The organism is Streptomyces sp. NPDC056144 (assembly GCF_042264145.1).
Classification (GTDB): Bacteria; Actinomycetota; Actinomycetes; order Streptomycetales; family Streptomycetaceae; genus Streptomyces.
In genome coordinates this window covers 364,934-379,179 of the sequence record NZ_JBHJVF010000001.1, presented here as the reverse complement: position 1 = coordinate 379,179, position 14,246 = coordinate 364,934, and the positions used below count along the sequence as shown (strand labels likewise).

Below are 14,246 nucleotides of genomic sequence, written 5' to 3'. Positions count from 1 at the left end.
CTAGCGGCGGCGGTCGCCCCGGATGTGGACGTCCGAGGCCGTCGGCAGGGAGTTGTGGACTCCCAGGCCGAAGGAGACGTGGTCGTCGTGGGCCTGCTGGGCGGCCTGCTGCTCCTTGAGCAGGCCCTCGGCCGTCTCCGTACGGCTGTTGCCGCGCCGCATCAGCGTGACCGTCAGCAGCACGCCGATCCCGGCGAGCAGTCCGAAGAACATCAGTACAGCGGTCATGGCGACTCCCCCGTCGTGGTCGGCTCACCCTACGCGCGCGGCTCCTCGTTGTCCTGAGGTACGCGCGTGACGGGCGAGTTCAGCGGTCAGCGGTAGTCGTCCGGGTGGCCCTGCATCCACGTGTTGATCTTGTCGCGGGTGCCGACGAGCAGCTTCTCGTTCTTCTTCAGGTTCTCGAAGGAACGGTCGCCGCCGAGTACGCCGCGGAGCTTCGCGATCCAGTCGATGGGCTCCGGGAAGTGTCCGGGACCCTTCGGGTCCGCCTTCATGGCGCGGTCCAGGCCGTCGAGTTCCTCGTAGACCCGGCCGAGGAAGTACGCGCAGTCGGTGGCGCAGGAATCGTTCAGGGTCGCCTGGAGTCCGGCGAAGGCGTCGCGGACCTTCTCGGGCGGGGGCGAGGCGGGGTCGACGGAGGCCCCGGAGGTCGCGGAGGCCTCCGGAACCGGCGCCTCCTCCGGGGTCTCGACCTTGACCGTGGCTTCCGCCGAGGCCGAATCCTCCGCCGTCGCCTCCGGGGCCGTCGTGGCGACCTGACCGCCGCCACCGCCCCCGCCGCCCTGCGCGTCGCTCTCCGCCGTACCGCTACAGCCGACGCAGAGCGCGGCGAGCGCGACGGCGATGACCACCGCGCCCGGCCCCTTCGACTTGAACATGGGATTCCCCTTTGATCGTGGAATCCGACGACCCTACCTAACCCGAGCCCTCACCCCAGGAGCGTCGGTGCCGCCGACGTCAGGACTCCGCCGATACGGTCCCAGGTCGCCGTGTCACGTGGCAGCGGCGGCAGTTGCTCGCCGTCGCCCGTCCCCCAGCCCGTGGCGACGGCCACCGGATCGGCTCCGGTGACGGCTCCGGCGGCGAGCGCCGCCGCGCCCAGGGCGACGAGCTCCTCGGCGGCGGGGATCACGACGGGCCGCCCGGACAGCCTGCGGACGGTGTCGGTCCAGGCCCGGCCGCGCGCCCCGCCGCCGATCAGCCGGATCGGCCGGTCCCGTACGGCGGGGTCCGCCGGGTCGAGGCCGCAGGCGGCGAGGAGTCCGTCAAGTGCGCGCAGGACGGTGAAGGCGGCGCCCTCGTAGGCGGCGCCGAGGATCTCGCGCGGGTCGGTGGCGTGCCGGAGGCCGGTGACGAGCCCCGCGGCATGCGGCAGGTCGGGGGTCCGTTCGCCGTCGAGGTACGGCAGGACGACGACCTCCCCGCCGGGCCGTACGTCCTCCCGGTCGAGGCCGAGGAGCGTCGCGAACCGGTCCACGGCGAGCGTGCAGTTGAGGGTGCAGCCGAGCGGGAGGTACGTCCCGTCGGCGGCGGCGAAGCCGGAGAGGCCGGGGTCGGCGGGGCGCGCGCGCGTCGCGGCGAAGACGGTCCCGGACGTGCCGAGACTGACGACCGGGTGGTCGAGCAGCCCCGCACCTCCGAGGCCGAGCCCGACGGCCGCGGCCATGTTGTCGCCGGTGCCCGCCGCGACGAGGACGGCGGGGGAGAGGCCGAGCGCCTCGGCGGCGGCGGGGGTGAGGGTGCCCACGGGGGTGGCACCGGTGGGGGCGACCTCGGGCAGGAGCGCCGGGTCGATCCCGAGGTGGGCGAGGATCCCGGCGTCGTAGGCCCCTGACGACGCGTCATCGGCACCCCGACCGTGTCCGTACCAGCCCGTGCCCGACGCGTCGCCGGGGTCTGTCGTCGCCCGTCCCGTCAGGCGTTCCGTCAGGTAGTCGTGGGGGAGGCGGATGGCCGCCGTGGCGGCGGCGTGTTCCGGTTCGTGGGTGCGGAGCCACTCCCATTTGGCGGCGGTCAGGGCGGCGACCGGGACCGAGCCGGTGCGCTCCAACCAGCCTTCGGGGCCGCCCAGTTCGCCGGCGAGCTCGGCCGCCTGGGGGGCCGGTCGGGTGTCGTTCCACAGCAGCGCGGGACGCAGCGGCCGGCCGTCGGCGTCGAGCACGACGAGGCCGTGTTGCTGGCCGGCGACCGCGAGGCCGGTGACGGCGGAGGCGGGGACGCCCGCGTCCCGTACCGCCGCCCGGACGGCGGACACGAGTGCCGTCCACCATTCCTCGGGGTCGCTCTCGCGGGCGCCTCCGGTGCCGGTCACGGTGTGCGGCGCGCGCCCCAAAGCGAGGACCTCACCGGTCTCCGCGTCCACGACGGCGGCCTTGGTGGACTGCGTGGAGCTGTCCACACCGATCACGACAGAGCGGCTGTCCGCCACATCCTCACCTCGACTTATCGCTACGGGGGGCTGGCGTCGGGCCACCCCCATCCCGTATTAGTTATGTCAGAAAACAAATCCCGCCGCCAGGGTCTCGCACGCCCTGACGCAAGGAGGACCACCATGACGGAACGCTTCTCCCCCACCCCTGACGACCGCTTCACCTTCGGCCTCTGGACCGTGGGCTGGCAGGGCCGCGACCCGTTCGGCGACGCGACCCGGCCCGCCCTCGACCCGGTCGAGTCCGTGGAGCGGCTCGCGGAGCTGGGCGCGTACGGCGTCACGTTCCACGACGACGACCTCATCCCCTTCGGCGCCTCGGAGAGCGAGCGCGACACGGCCGTGAAGCGGTTCCGCGCCGCGCTGGACCGGACCGGCCTCGCCGTCCCGATGGCGACGACCAACCTCTTCACCCACCCCGTCTTCAAGGACGGCGGCTTCACCGCCAACGACCGGGACGTCCGCCGCTTCGCCCTGCGCAAGACGATCCGCAACATCGACCTCGCGGTCGAGCTCGGCGCGAAGGTGTACGTGGCGTGGGGCGGCCGCGAGGGCGCCGAGTCCGGCGCCGCCAAGGACGTCCGGGTCGCGCTCGACCGCATGAAGGAGGCCTTCGACCTCCTCGGCGAGTACGTCACCGAGCAGGGGTACGACCTCCGGTTCGCGATCGAGCCGAAGCCGAACGAGCCGCGCGGGGACATCCTCCTGCCCACCATCGGGCACGCGCTCGCCTTCATCGAGCGGCTCGACCGCCCCGAACTCGTCGGCGTGAACCCGGAGACGGGCCACGAGCAGATGGCCGGCCTGAACTTCCCGCACGGCATCGCGCAGGCGCTGTGGGCGGGCAAGCTCTTCCACATCGACCTCAACGGCCAGTCCGGCATCAAGTACGACCAGGACTTCCGCTTCGGCGCGGGCGACCTGCGCCAGGCCTTCTGGCTCGTCGACCTCCTGGAGACGGCCGGGTACGACGGGCCGCGCCACTTCGACTTCAAGCCGGTCCGCACCGACGGCTTCGACGGGGTGTGGGAGTCCGCGAAGAACTGCATGCGGAACTACCTGATCCTCAAGGAGCGCGCGGCGGCCTTCCGCGCCGACCCCGAGGTCCTCCAGGCGCTGTACGCCTCCCGCCTGCCCGAACTCACCCTGCCCACCGCCGCCGACGGGCTCGCGGGCCTGCTCGCCGACCCGACGGCGTACGAGACCTTCGACGCGGACGCGGTGGCCGGCCGCTCGATGGCCTTCGAGCGGCTGGACCAGCTCGCGCTTGAGCACCTGCTCAACGTGCGCTGAGGGGCAGGACCCCGATCACGCCGTCGATCACGCCGTCGATCCGGCCGTCAGGCCGACTCCCGCCGCACCAGCTCCGTCGGCAGGATCACCGTCGCCGGGTCCTCGCCCGCTATCCGGGCGAGCAGGGTCCGGACCATCTCGGCGCTGATCCGGTCCCACGGCTGACGGATCGTCGTGAGCGAGGGGCGGGTCCCGAGGGCGGCCGGGGAGTCGTCGAAGCCGCCGACCGCGATGTCCTCGGGGACCCGGCGGCCCGCGCGGGCGAGGGCGTCAAGGACGCCCTGGGCCATGAGGTCGGAGGCGACGAAGACGGCGTCGATGTCGGGGGCGCGGGCGAGGAGGGCCTCGGCCGCGTCCTCGCCGCTCCCCCGGCTGTAGTCGCCGGTGGCGACGAGGGCCTCGTCGAGCGGGAGCCCGTACTCCGCGAGGGTCTCGCGGTACCCGGCGAGGCGCTCCACGCCGCCGGGGGTGTCGAGCGGGCCGGCCACGGTGGCGATGCGGCGGCGGCCCGTCCCGTACAGGTGGCGGACCATGTCGCGGGCGCCGTCGCGGTCGTCGGCGGCCACGTACCCGATCTTGGCGGTCTGGCCGAGGGGCTTGCCGCAGGCGACGACGGGGACGCCGGCCTCGTGCAGCCGCTCGACGACGGGGTCGCCGGAGTGGCTGGAGACGAGGAGGACGCCGTCGACGTGACCGGCCTCGATGTACCGGAGGTTGCGGCGGCGCTCGTCCTCGGTGCCCGCGATCATCAGGAGGAGCGGGATGTCCTGGGCGGCGAGGGCCTGGGTGCAGGCCCTCAGGAGGACGTTGAAGTTGGGGTCCTCGAAGAACCGCTCCTGCGGCTCGGTCAGGAGGAAGGCGACCGAGTCGGACTTCCCGGTGATCAGCGAGCGGGCGTGCCGGTTGACGACGTATCCCGTTCTTCGGATGGCGGCGTCGACGGCGGTCTTGGCCGCCGGGCTCACGTAGTGGCCGCCGTTGAGGACGCGGGAGACGGTGCCTCGCGAGACGCCGGCCTCGCGGGCGACGTCGTGGATGGTCGCGGGACGGCGGCGGGACGCTGCTGCTGTGCTCATGCTGTGTGTTTCCCCTCGATCCCCTGTGGTCAGGCGATCCCCTGTGGTCAGGACTTTACGGCGCCGGAGAGCAGATCGAGGCTCCAGAAGCGCTGGATGACCAGGAAGAGCGCGATCAGCGGGACGATGGCGAGGAGGGCTCCGGTGATGACGAGGTTGTAGAGGGCGGGCTGGCTCGCGCCCTGCTTGAGGAGGGTGAACAGGCCTACGGTCATGGGGAACTTCTCGTCGTCGCCGAGCATGATGAACGGCAGCAGGAAGTTGTTCCAGATGGCGACGAACTGGAAGAGGAAGATCGTCACCAGGCCCGGGGACATCATCGGGACGGCGATGCGCAGGAAGATGCGCCACTCCCCCGCGCCGTCCATGCGGCCGGCCTCGACGAGCTCCATGGGGATGGCGGCCTGGGCGTAGATACGGCCGAGGTAGACGCCGTACGGGGAGAGGATCAGCGGCAGGAGGACGGAGGCGTACGTGTCCGTCAGATCGGCCTGGGCCATGAGCAGGTACTGCGGGATGGCGAGGATGACCGGGGGCATGAGGACGCCGGTGAGCATGACGTTGAAGAACGCCTCGCGTCCGCGGAAGTCGTAGACGGCGAGCGCGTATCCGGCGAAGGCGGAGACGACCGTGGACAGGACGGCTCCCAGCCCCGCGTAGAAGACGGAGTTGGCCATCCAGCGCCAGTAGATGCCCTCGCGGTAGGCGGTGAGGTCCTCGACGTTGCCGCCGAGGCCGTTGCCCGGGAGGAAGGTGAAGGTGGAGAAGAGGTCGGAGGCCGGTTTGGTGGCGGCGACCAGGACCCAGGCGACGGGCAGCAGGCAGTAGAGCGCGCCGAGGACGAGGGCGGCCGTGGGCAGCAGGGCGGTACGGCGCGGGCGCGGGCCCCGGTCGGCGGCGGGCGGCCCCTGGGAGGTGCCGGGGGTCGTGCCGGCGGCCGGGGCGGACGCGCGGAGCGGCGGGGAGGCGAGCCCGGTCATCGGCTTGCTCCTTGTGTGGTGCGGCGGTTGGAGATCCTGAGGAGCGCGAAGGAGAGCGCGAAGGTGGCGAGGGCGAGCACGACGGCGGTGGCCGAGGCGGCGTGGATGTTCCCGCCGGTGAAGGCGTCGCTGTACACCTTCATGAGGGGGCTCCAGGAGCTCGGGATGCCGTTGGTGAGCGGCTTGAGCGTCATGGGCTCGTTGAAGACCTGGAGGGTCGCGATGATCGAGAAGAAGAAGGTGAGCACCAGCGAGGGCGCCACCATCGGGATCTTGATGCGGAGCGCGATCTGGAGCTCGGAGCAGCCGTCGAGCTTGGCCGCCTCGTAGACCTCGGCGGGCAGGGAGCGCAGCGCGGTGTAGATGACGATCATGTTGAAGCCGGTGCCGCCCCAGACCGCGATGTTGGACATCGCGAGGTAGAGGGGGCCGCCGTCCATGAGGTCGGGCTGGGGGAGGCCGAGCCGTTCGAGCAGGTAGTGGAAGGGGCTGACGTCCGGGAGGTAGAGGAAGCCCCAGAGGACGGCCGCGATCACGCCCGGGACGGCGTACGGGAGGAAGATCGCGAGCCGGGCGAAGCCGCGGGCCCGGACGCGCTCGGAGTCGAGCAGGAGCGCGAAGAACAGGGCCAGGCCGAGCATCATCGGGACGACGATGGCGCCGTAGCCGAGGACGCGCAGGGCGCTGCCGAGGAGTTCGGAGTCGGTGAGGGCGGAGACGTAGTTGTCCAGGCCGGCCCAGACCTCGGTCTTGGCGCCCTTGCCGAGGCCGAGTCCCTTGATCTCGACCTTGCGGAAGCTGAGCCACAGCGCGTAGCCGATGGGCAGCGCGAAGAAGAGGAGGAAGAGGGTCGCGGCGGGGAGGAGAAAGAAGTAGGGGGCGCTTCGCGCTCGTTTGAGGGTGGTGGTGGGCGACGGGAGGGCGTACGGGGCCGTCTTGGCCCCGTACGACCGGCGCGCGCCCTTGGGGGGCTGCGTCACTTGGCGACCTCGAAGCCCTGCTTGGCGAGGTCGTCGACGGTGGTCTTCTGGACCGTGGCGAGGGCGGCGTCGAAGGCGGGGACCGTCTTGGCCTTGGCGGCCTTGCCGAACTCGTCCTTGAAGGCGGTGTAGGCGACGTTCACGTTCGGGCCCCAGGCGGCGGGGGCCGTGGTGAGCGCGATGCCGGCGGCCTGGGTGTAGAAGTCGGGCTGGTTCGGGAAGAAGGCCGGGGGCTTGGAGAGGGCGCCGCTGGTCTGGGCGGCGGTGGCGGCCGGGTAGATGCCGCTCTCCTTGACGAGGGCTTCGAGGGCCTTCGGGTCGGTGTTCAGCCAGGTGGCGAACTTCGCGGCGGCCGCCTTGTGCGGGGAGTCGGTGGTGACGGCGGTGGAGGAACCGCCCCAGCTGCCGGTCAGGGCCTCGCCCTTGGTCCACTGCGGGAGGGGGGCCATGGCCCACTTGCCCTTGGTGTCGGGGGCGGCGGTGGTCAGGACGCCGGGGGCCCAGACGGCGCTGACCCAGGCGATCTGCTCGCCGGTGTTGAGTGCCTTGTTCCAGGCCGGGGTGTACATGGGCTGGTTGTCGACGGCGCCCTCGGCGACCAGGCCGCCCCAGAAGTCGGTGACCTTCTTGGTGGCGGCGTCGTCGACGCCGACCTTCCAGGTGTCGCCCTCGAAGGACCACCACGTGGCGCCGGCCTGCTGGGAGAGGCCGGCGAAGAGGCCGGCGTCGTTGGCGGAGAAGGTGGTGAGGGACTTCCCGGGCGCCTTCTTCTTGACGGCGCGGGCGGTCTGGGCGAACTCGTTCCAGGTGGTGGGGACCGTCAGGCCGTACTGCTTGAAGAGGTCCTCGCGGTAGAAGAACATCAGCGGCCCGGAGTCCTGCGGCAGCGCGTACACGGCGTCGGTGCCGAAGGTGGTCTGCTGCCAGATGCCGGGGGCGAACTTGTCCTTGGCGCCCTCGACCTCCTTGGCTATGTCGGCGAGGGAGTCGTTGCTGACCAGGGTCGGGAGGGCCTGGTACTCGGCCTGGACGAGGTCCGGGCCCTTGTGCGCCTTCGTGGCGGTGATGATCTTGGTGACGAGGTCGTCCCCGGAGGCCTGCTTCTGCACCGTGACCTGGATGTCGGGGTGTTCGGCGTTCCAGAGGGCCGCGACCTTGTCCATGCCGGGCGCCCAGGCCCAGTAGGTGAGCTTGACCGGGCCGGTCTCGGCGCCCGCCTTGTCGCCGGAGTCGGAGGATCCACAGGCGCTGAGCGCGGTGGCACCGAGGAGGACGGCGGTGGCTGCGGCGAGGCTGCGGCGCGTGAAGTGGGGCATGGGGTGCTTCTCCCTGACCGAAAGGGGCCTCTTCCTCGAAGCGGAAGGGCCTGCCATGCATCTGTGAGCGTTCACAGTAGAGAAACGTTCCGGACACTTGTCAATGGTTGTTCCTGTGCGGTTATGTTGCGTTGCCACATCGAGATCACGTGTGTGCACGTTCCCAAGCAACAGAGCTTTTCACTTCCGAGGGTTCAGGAGACACTCATGCCGCACACCGCTCCCCAGGACGCTCCCGAGGGCGCCCCCAAGGGACTGGAACGGCTCGCGTTCGGCGGTGACTACAACCCCGAGCAGTGGCCGGAAAGCGTCTGGCAGGAGGATGTCCGGCTGATGCAGGAGGCCGGCGTCACGATGGTCAGCGTCGGGATCTTCTCCTGGGCCCTCCTGGAACCCGAGCGGGGCCGGTACGACTTCGGCTGGCTCGACCGGCTCCTCGACCTGCTCCACGCCCACGGCGTCCGGGTCGACCTGGGCACCCCCACCGTCGCCCCGCCCGCCTGGTTCTACCGCGCCCACCCCGAGGCGCTGCCCGTCACCGCCGAGGGCATGCGCCACGCGTACGGTTCCCGCGGGGCGATCTGTCACAGCTCCGCCGCCTACCGCGAGGCCGCCGCCGGGATCACCACCGCGCTCGCCCGCCGCTACGGCGGCCACCCGGCACTCGCCCTCTGGCACGTCCACAACGAGTACGGCGTCCCCGTCAGCGCCTGCTACTGCGACAGCTGCGCCGCCCACTTCCGCCGCTGGCTCCACGGGACGTACGGCTCCCTGGACGCCGTGAACGAGGCCTGGGGCACCGCCTTCTGGGGGCAGCGCTACGGCTCGTACGAGGAGATCCTCCCGCCCCGCGCCACCCCGACCGTCGGCAACCCGGCCCAGCAGCTCGACTACCGCCGCTTCGCCGACGCCACCATCCGGGAGAACTTCCGGACGGAACGGGACATCCTGCACACGCTCTCCCCCGGCATCCCCGTCACCACCAACTTCATGACGGCGCTCAGCCAGTGCGACTCCATCGACTACTGGGCCTGGGGCCGCGAGGTCGACCTCGTCACCAACGACCACTACCTCATCACCGACGGCCGCCGCACCCACGTCAACCTCGCGATGGCCGCCGACCTCACCCGCTCCGTCGCCGGCGGCGCCCCCTGGCTGCTCCTGGAGCACTCCACCTCGGGCGTGAACTGGCAGGCCCGCAACCCCGCCAAGCGCCCCGGCGAGATGGCCCGCAACTCCCTCGCGCACGTCGCCCGCGGCTCCGAGGGCGCCATGTTCTTCCAGTGGCGCCAGTCCCGGCGCGGCGCCGAGAAGTTCCACTCCGCGATGGTCCCGCACGGCGGCACCGACACCCGGATCTGGCGCGAGGTCGTCGCCCTCGGGGCCGACCTCGGCGCCCTGGAGCAGGTACGCGGCAGCCGGACCGTCGCCGACGTCGCCGTGCTGTGGGACTGGCAGTCGTGGTGGGCGCAGAACCTGGAGTGGCGGCCGAACGCGGCCCACGACGCCCGCGAGCGCGCCGACAGCTTCTACGAGACCCTCTACGACCGGCACCTCACCGTGGACTTCGCCCACCCCGAGGCCGACCTCTCCGCCTATCCGCTGGTCGTCGTGCCCGCGCTCTACCTGATGACCGAGGCGGCGGGCCGGAACCTCCGCGCGTACGTCGAGAACGGCGGCACCCTCGTCGTGTCGTACTTCTCCGGCATCGTCGACGAGCACGACGCCGTGCACCCCGGCGCCTATCCGGGCGCCCTGCGGGACGTCCTCGGCCTCACCGTCGACGAGTGGTCGCCGCTCCTCGACGACCAGCGCGTGACGATCACCGGACCCGGCGGCGCCACGCTCGAAGGCGACGTGTGGACGGAGTTCGTCCGGCCGCGCGGCGCGGAGACCGTGTGGACGTACGCCGACGGGCCGGCCGCCGGAGGCCCCGCCGTGACCCGGCACCGGCTCGGCGAGGGCACGGCCTGGTACGTCTCCACCCGCCTCGACGCGGCCTCGCTCGACGCGGTCGTCGGCGCCGCCTGCGCGGACGCCCGGGTCGCGGAGCGGTCCGGGCTCGCGCGGGACGTCGAGGTCGTCCGGCGCGCCGACGAGAACGGCGCCGTGTACGTCTTCGCGCTGAACCACTCGGGCGAGGACGCCGAGGTGCCGCTCGACGGCACCGGCATCGGCACCGGCATCGGCACTGGCACTGGCACCGGCACCGGCACCGGCACCGGCACCGGCACCGAGCTGCTCGGCGGCGGGACGCCCGTGGCCGGGAAGCTCACGGTGCCGGCGGGGGCGGTCAGGGTCGTACGGCTCGACGGCTGACCCCCTGCACCGATCGCCCCCTCTCCCGGTTCCCACCGGGGCCCCTGATCTCCCCGGGGGCGGCCGCCCCGCACGCGCCGCCCCCGGGTGAGCCGCACGACTCCCCCCATCCGCCACCGTCGAAGGGACTCGACGATGCACCTCACCCTGCCCACCGGGCGCCGCTTCCGTGTGCGCGCCGCGGCCGTGGCCGCCGCGCTCGGCGCCCTGCTGCTCGCCCCGCTGCCCACCGCCCAGGAGGCCGAGGCGGCGAGCACGCTCACCAACGCCGGCTTCGAGACCGACGGCACCGGGACCGCCACCCCCGCCGGCTGGTCCACCTACTCCGCCACCGGGCAGAACGCGGCCTCGTTCACCGAGGCCGGGGGCCGCAGCGGCGGCTACCGGCTCAGCCACTGGTCGGCGTCGGCGTACAAGGTGGAGACGTACCAGTACCTCTCCGGGCTCGCCAACGGCACGTACACGCTCAGCGCCTGGGTGCGCTCGGGCGGCGGACAGAACTCCGCCTACCTCGCCCTGCGCAACTGCGGCTCGGCCGAGCAGCGTACGGACCTGCCGGTGACGTCGAGCGCCTGGATACGGATCGTGACGTCGGTCAACGTGACGTCGGGGGCCTGCACGGTCAGCGTCAACTCCGACGCGAACGCTGGCAATTGGCTGAACGTCGACGACCTCACCCTCACGTCCGGCTCGACCGGTCTCGCGGTCAAGGGCGTGGACCTGTCGGCGCTGAAGAAGAGCGAGGACCTCGGCGGCACGTACCGGACGAGCGCGGGGGTGACCGGTGACCCGGTCACGATCCTGCGGAACGCCGGCGCGAACTACGGCCGTCTGAAGGTGTGGGTGAACCCGGCCGACGGCTACAACAACAAGGCGCGGGTCCTCGCCACGGCGCAGCGGATCAAGGCGCAGGGCATGAAGCTGCTCGTCGACTTCCACTACTCGGACATCTGGGCCGACCCGGGCGCCCAGAGCAAGCCGGCGGCCTGGTCCGGGCACTCGTACTCCCAGCTGAAGACGGACGTCTACAACCACACGTACGACGTGCTCAACGCGCTGAAGGCGCAGGGCACGACGGCCGACATGGTGCAGATCGGGAACGAGATCAACACCGGCATGCTGTGGCCTGAGGGTTCGACGTCCAACTGGTCGCAGCTCGGCGGGCTGCTCAAGTCCGGGATCTCGGCGGCGAAGGCGGTCTCGTCGAGCACGCAGATCGCGCTACACCTCGCCAACGGCGGCGACAACGCGCTCTACCGCACCTGGTTCGACAACGCGGCGGCACAGGGCGTGAGTTACGACGTGATCGCCCTGTCCTTCTACGGCTACTGGCACGGCGCGCTGTCCTCGCTCCAGGCCAACCTGGACGACATCTCGGCGCGTTACGGCAAGAAGGTCATGGTCGCGGAGACGGCCTACCCCTTCCGCCTGGACAGCGAGGACTCCCACGAGAACATCATCGACCTGAGCTTGGAGCTCGTCTCCGGCTACGCGGCGAGCACCGCGGGCCAGGCGGCGTGGCTGCGGGACGTGATGAACGTCGTCGAGGCGGTGCCGAACGGCCGGGGTCTCGGCGTCGTCTACTGGGAGCCGGCGTGGACCGCCGTGACGGGCAACGGCTGGGACCCGACGGACGCGTCGTCGGGCAACGGCTGGGAGAACCAGGCGCTGTTCGACTACGACAGCAGGCTGCTGCCGGCGGCGAGCTGGTTCTCGCACCGCTGACCGCGCACCCGGCAGGCCCTGTTCAGCCGAGCCGGGCGGGCTCCGCGAGCAGATCGTCGACGAGCGTGAGGCGCGTCTCGGGGAAGTACTCGGCGATGGCCTCGCGCATCATCGCCTCACCTTCCGGATCGGGGGTCCCGCACTTCTCGCGGGTCTCCCGGTCCGGCCAGCGGGCGTACGCCACCCACGTGTCGTCGTCCGCCTTGTGGAGGCGGGAACCGTAGCTGCCGCACTGCTCGTGGATCGCCTCCGTCACCCGGTGCCACCCGTCGAGGAGCAGCTGCTCCTGCCCTGGACGCACCCGCCACCGGTACACCACAGCGAACATCTCTCCGCCTCCTCACGGGACCCGGCGACCGCTGCCGCCTGACCGGAACTAAACTACACCGACCAGTTCAGAGTCAAGACCGAACGGTTCAGTCGAAGGGTGGACGACGGGCCCGACTAACCGACCGAGCCGGACGAGCCGACCGAGAACTCCTCCCCCGCCCGCAGGGCGATCCGGCGCACCCCCGACGGGGTGCGGAGCTCGATCCGCGCGTCCCGCTCCGGCCTGAGGAGCGCGTGATACGCCCCCGGCGTCCAGGTCAGGTCGAGCCGCGCGCCGAACCGGGTCCGCACCCCGACGAGTCGCCCGCGCGGACAGCGGGCCGGCGGCGCGGGGAGCAGGACGAGCCGCCCCGGTGCCGACTGGACGAGCGACTCGATCAGGAGCGCGGGCAGGACATGGGCGACGACGGAGTGGCGGCCGCTCCGACCCGAAGAGCGCGCACTCATGAGGGAGTCATGGAAGAAGCCCCCCGCGAGAACCCGGGCGAGAGCCTCCTCGGCGCTTTTCCCGTCGCCCAACCGGGCCGCGATCAGGCCGTGGTGGAGATGAGAGACCGCCGAGTCACCCTCAACGCCTGCGAGTTCGAGGTCACGATGGGCCGCCGCCGCAGAGAAGTCCCCGCAAAGCTCGGCGACTTGGGCGAGTTCGGCGATGAGCGCACCGACGTCGGTCGTGAGGCCGCCCGGCCGGGCCGTGCCCCACTCCCCCGCCCAGAGTCCGGCGGAGGGAGAAGCCGGGGACGAGGAGGAGAGGAGGTGGTAGCGGCCGGCGGCGAAGAGGCGTTCCAGGAGGGCGGGGCTGCCCGGGCGCCGGAGCAGCGCCGAGCCGGGCAGGGCCCGCTCCGCGGGGTCGGCGCCCAGGTCGAGGGAGACCCGTCCGTAGGCGGGGCCGTGGAGGGCGGTGTGCCGGGCGAGGAGCCGTGCATGGACACCGGCGGGGTCGGCGGGGTCGGCGCGGCCGGTGCCGCCGGTGCCACCCGTGCCGCCGGTGCCTGTTCCGGCGACCGACCGCACCAGGGCCCGCAGCGCGGCGCCCTCCCCCTCGGGGTCGGGCTCACCCTCGTACCTCCGCACCCGGGTGAGGAGCAGCAGGTGTCCGGCGCCTTCGATCCGGACCCCGCCCGAGGTGACCGTGGTGCGCCCGGTGTCGGTGAGGACGAGGGTGTGGCCGGTGTAGCCGAGGCGGCTGCCGGGGTAGCGGGCGCGGAGGGTGAGGAGGGTCCCGTCGCGGCCGGTGGCGACGCCGCGCCCCGCGCCCAGCTCGGCGGGGACGCCGGGGAGCCGGTGGTCGAGGTCGATCTCGACCACCGGGCCGGGAGCGGAGACGTACTGGACCAGGACGTCGTCGGCGCGGGACACGAACACCTCGCTCCGGCGGTCGCCGCAGACGCCCGCGACCAGGCCGGTGGTGAAGTCCACGGACCGGTGCACGGGATGCGCCGAAGGGCCGGACCGCCGTCGGCGTACACGCGTCTGGAACGCCGGATGGAGGGGGCGGACGAGCGCCTGGTGGGTGACGATCACCCGGTCGTCGTCCGGGTCTCCGTGGACCATGGCCCCGTGGCGGCCGTTCCCGGAGAGGAAGGCGTCCTCCCACCGGGCGGCGGGGGCGGGCTCCCAGGTTCCGTGCGTCACGGCGCTCCTCCTTCCGCGGCTTCCCGCTCGAAGAGCTCCCCACGAGGCCTGGCCGTGGTCACCGTCATGGTCACCTCTCTTCCGCACCCCGGGTCGGGTGGCTACCCCTCTGTCGCCGCCGACGGCGTGAAGGTTGCCGCCGACCGCGAATCCGCCGGCGC

12 protein-coding genes are annotated in these 14,246 nt (G+C 72.1%); 3 read left to right on the top strand and 9 right to left on the bottom strand.

Annotation, left to right across the window (positions count from 1 at the left end):
- The 3 genes from ACFC0Z_RS01565 to xylB form a co-directional block, all read right to left on the bottom strand.
- Positions 1-228: a hypothetical protein gene (locus ACFC0Z_RS01565; protein ID WP_376431559.1), complete on the bottom strand. Its 228-nt coding sequence runs from the start codon at positions 226-228 to the stop codon at positions 1-3.
- 86 nt (positions 229-314) lie between these two features.
- Positions 315-881, bottom strand: a complete 567-nt coding sequence (locus ACFC0Z_RS01560; protein WP_376431557.1) for a hypothetical protein — start codon at positions 879-881, stop codon at positions 315-317.
- 50 nt (positions 882-931) lie between these two features.
- Complete coding sequence (gene xylB / locus ACFC0Z_RS01555) at positions 932-2,482, bottom strand: xylulokinase (RefSeq protein WP_376431555.1); 1,551 nt, start codon at positions 2,480-2,482, stop codon at positions 932-934.
- Between the two features lie 72 nt (positions 2,483-2,554).
- On the opposite strand from xylB, the gene xylA reads away from it, so the two are divergent.
- Positions 2,555-3,724: a xylose isomerase gene (gene xylA, locus ACFC0Z_RS01550; protein WP_376431553.1), complete on the top strand. Its 1,170-nt coding sequence runs from the start codon at positions 2,555-2,557 to the stop codon at positions 3,722-3,724.
- Between the two features lie 47 nt (positions 3,725-3,771).
- Here the strand turns inward: xylA and ACFC0Z_RS01545 are convergent, their stop codons facing one another.
- From ACFC0Z_RS01545 to ACFC0Z_RS01530, 4 genes are read right to left on the bottom strand one after another with little or no spacing between them, the layout of a single operon-like run.
- Positions 3,772-4,800 (bottom strand): LacI family DNA-binding transcriptional regulator, encoded by a 1,029-nt coding sequence (locus ACFC0Z_RS01545; RefSeq protein ID WP_376431551.1) that lies wholly within the window; start codon positions 4,798-4,800, stop codon positions 3,772-3,774.
- Between the two features lie 47 nt (positions 4,801-4,847).
- Positions 4,848-5,780: a carbohydrate ABC transporter permease gene (locus tag ACFC0Z_RS01540; RefSeq protein ID WP_376431549.1), complete on the bottom strand. Its 933-nt coding sequence runs from the start codon at positions 5,778-5,780 to the stop codon at positions 4,848-4,850.
- Positions 5,777-6,760 carry a carbohydrate ABC transporter permease gene (locus ACFC0Z_RS01535; RefSeq protein ID WP_376431547.1) on the bottom strand — a complete coding sequence of 328 codons (984 nt, stop codon included), beginning with the start codon at positions 6,758-6,760 and terminating at the stop codon, positions 5,777-5,779. Before ACFC0Z_RS01535 ends, ACFC0Z_RS01540 begins: the two co-directional genes overlap by 4 nt.
- Positions 6,757-8,076, bottom strand: a complete 1,320-nt coding sequence (locus ACFC0Z_RS01530; protein ID WP_376431545.1) for an ABC transporter substrate-binding protein — start codon at positions 8,074-8,076, stop codon at positions 6,757-6,759. The genes ACFC0Z_RS01535 and ACFC0Z_RS01530 overlap by 4 nt, the downstream gene beginning before the upstream one ends.
- 207 nt (positions 8,077-8,283) lie before the next feature.
- Between ACFC0Z_RS01530 and ACFC0Z_RS01525 the strand changes: the two genes are divergently transcribed.
- Both ACFC0Z_RS01525 and ACFC0Z_RS01520 read left to right on the top strand, forming a co-directional pair.
- The gene (locus tag ACFC0Z_RS01525) at positions 8,284-10,395 is read left to right on the top strand and encodes a beta-galactosidase (RefSeq protein ID WP_376431543.1); all 2,112 of its coding nucleotides are present in this window, start codon (positions 8,284-8,286) and stop codon (positions 10,393-10,395) included.
- 135 nt (positions 10,396-10,530) lie between these two features.
- Positions 10,531-12,120 carry a glycosyl hydrolase 53 family protein gene (locus ACFC0Z_RS01520; RefSeq protein WP_376431541.1) on the top strand — a complete coding sequence of 530 codons (1,590 nt, stop codon included), beginning with the start codon at positions 10,531-10,533 and terminating at the stop codon, positions 12,118-12,120.
- 22 nt (positions 12,121-12,142) lie between these two features.
- On the opposite strand, the gene ACFC0Z_RS01515 is transcribed toward ACFC0Z_RS01520, so the two are convergent.
- Entirely contained in the window at positions 12,143-12,448 is a 306-nt protein-coding gene (locus ACFC0Z_RS01515) for an antibiotic biosynthesis monooxygenase family protein (RefSeq protein WP_376431539.1), read from the bottom strand.
- Positions 12,449-12,564: 116 nt separating this feature from the next.
- Positions 12,565-14,085, bottom strand: a complete 1,521-nt coding sequence (locus ACFC0Z_RS01510) for a glycoside hydrolase N-terminal domain-containing protein (RefSeq protein WP_376431537.1) — start codon at positions 14,083-14,085, stop codon at positions 12,565-12,567.
- Between the last annotated feature and the right edge of the window lie 161 nt (positions 14,086-14,246).

Bases quoted from the DNA above. Each gene is read 5' to 3' on its own strand.
- ACFC0Z_RS01560 (WP_376431557.1), bottom strand. From the start codon at position 881: ATGTTCAAGTCGAAGGGGCCGGGCGCGGTGGTCATCGCCGTCGCGCTC.
- ACFC0Z_RS01540 (WP_376431549.1), bottom strand. From the start codon at position 5,780: ATGACCGGGCTCGCCTCCCCGCCGCTCCGCGCGTCCGCCCCGGCCGCC.
- ACFC0Z_RS01545 (WP_376431551.1), bottom strand. From the start codon at position 4,800: ATGAGCACAGCAGCAGCGTCCCGCCGCCGTCCCGCGACCATCCACGAC.
- ACFC0Z_RS01525 (WP_376431543.1), top strand. From the start codon at position 8,284: ATGCCGCACACCGCTCCCCAGGACGCTCCCGAGGGCGCCCCCAAGGGA.
- ACFC0Z_RS01530 (WP_376431545.1), bottom strand. From the start codon at position 8,076: ATGCCCCACTTCACGCGCCGCAGCCTCGCCGCAGCCACCGCCGTCCTC.
- xylA (WP_376431553.1), top strand. From the start codon at position 2,555: ATGACGGAACGCTTCTCCCCCACCCCTGACGACCGCTTCACCTTCGGC.
- xylB (WP_376431555.1), bottom strand. From the start codon at position 2,482: ATGGGGGTGGCCCGACGCCAGCCCCCCGTAGCGATAAGTCGAGGTGAG.
- ACFC0Z_RS01520 (WP_376431541.1), top strand. From the start codon at position 10,531: ATGCACCTCACCCTGCCCACCGGGCGCCGCTTCCGTGTGCGCGCCGCG.
- ACFC0Z_RS01565 (WP_376431559.1), bottom strand. From the start codon at position 228: ATGACCGCTGTACTGATGTTCTTCGGACTGCTCGCCGGGATCGGCGTG.
- ACFC0Z_RS01515 (WP_376431539.1), bottom strand. From the start codon at position 12,448: ATGTTCGCTGTGGTGTACCGGTGGCGGGTGCGTCCAGGGCAGGAGCAG.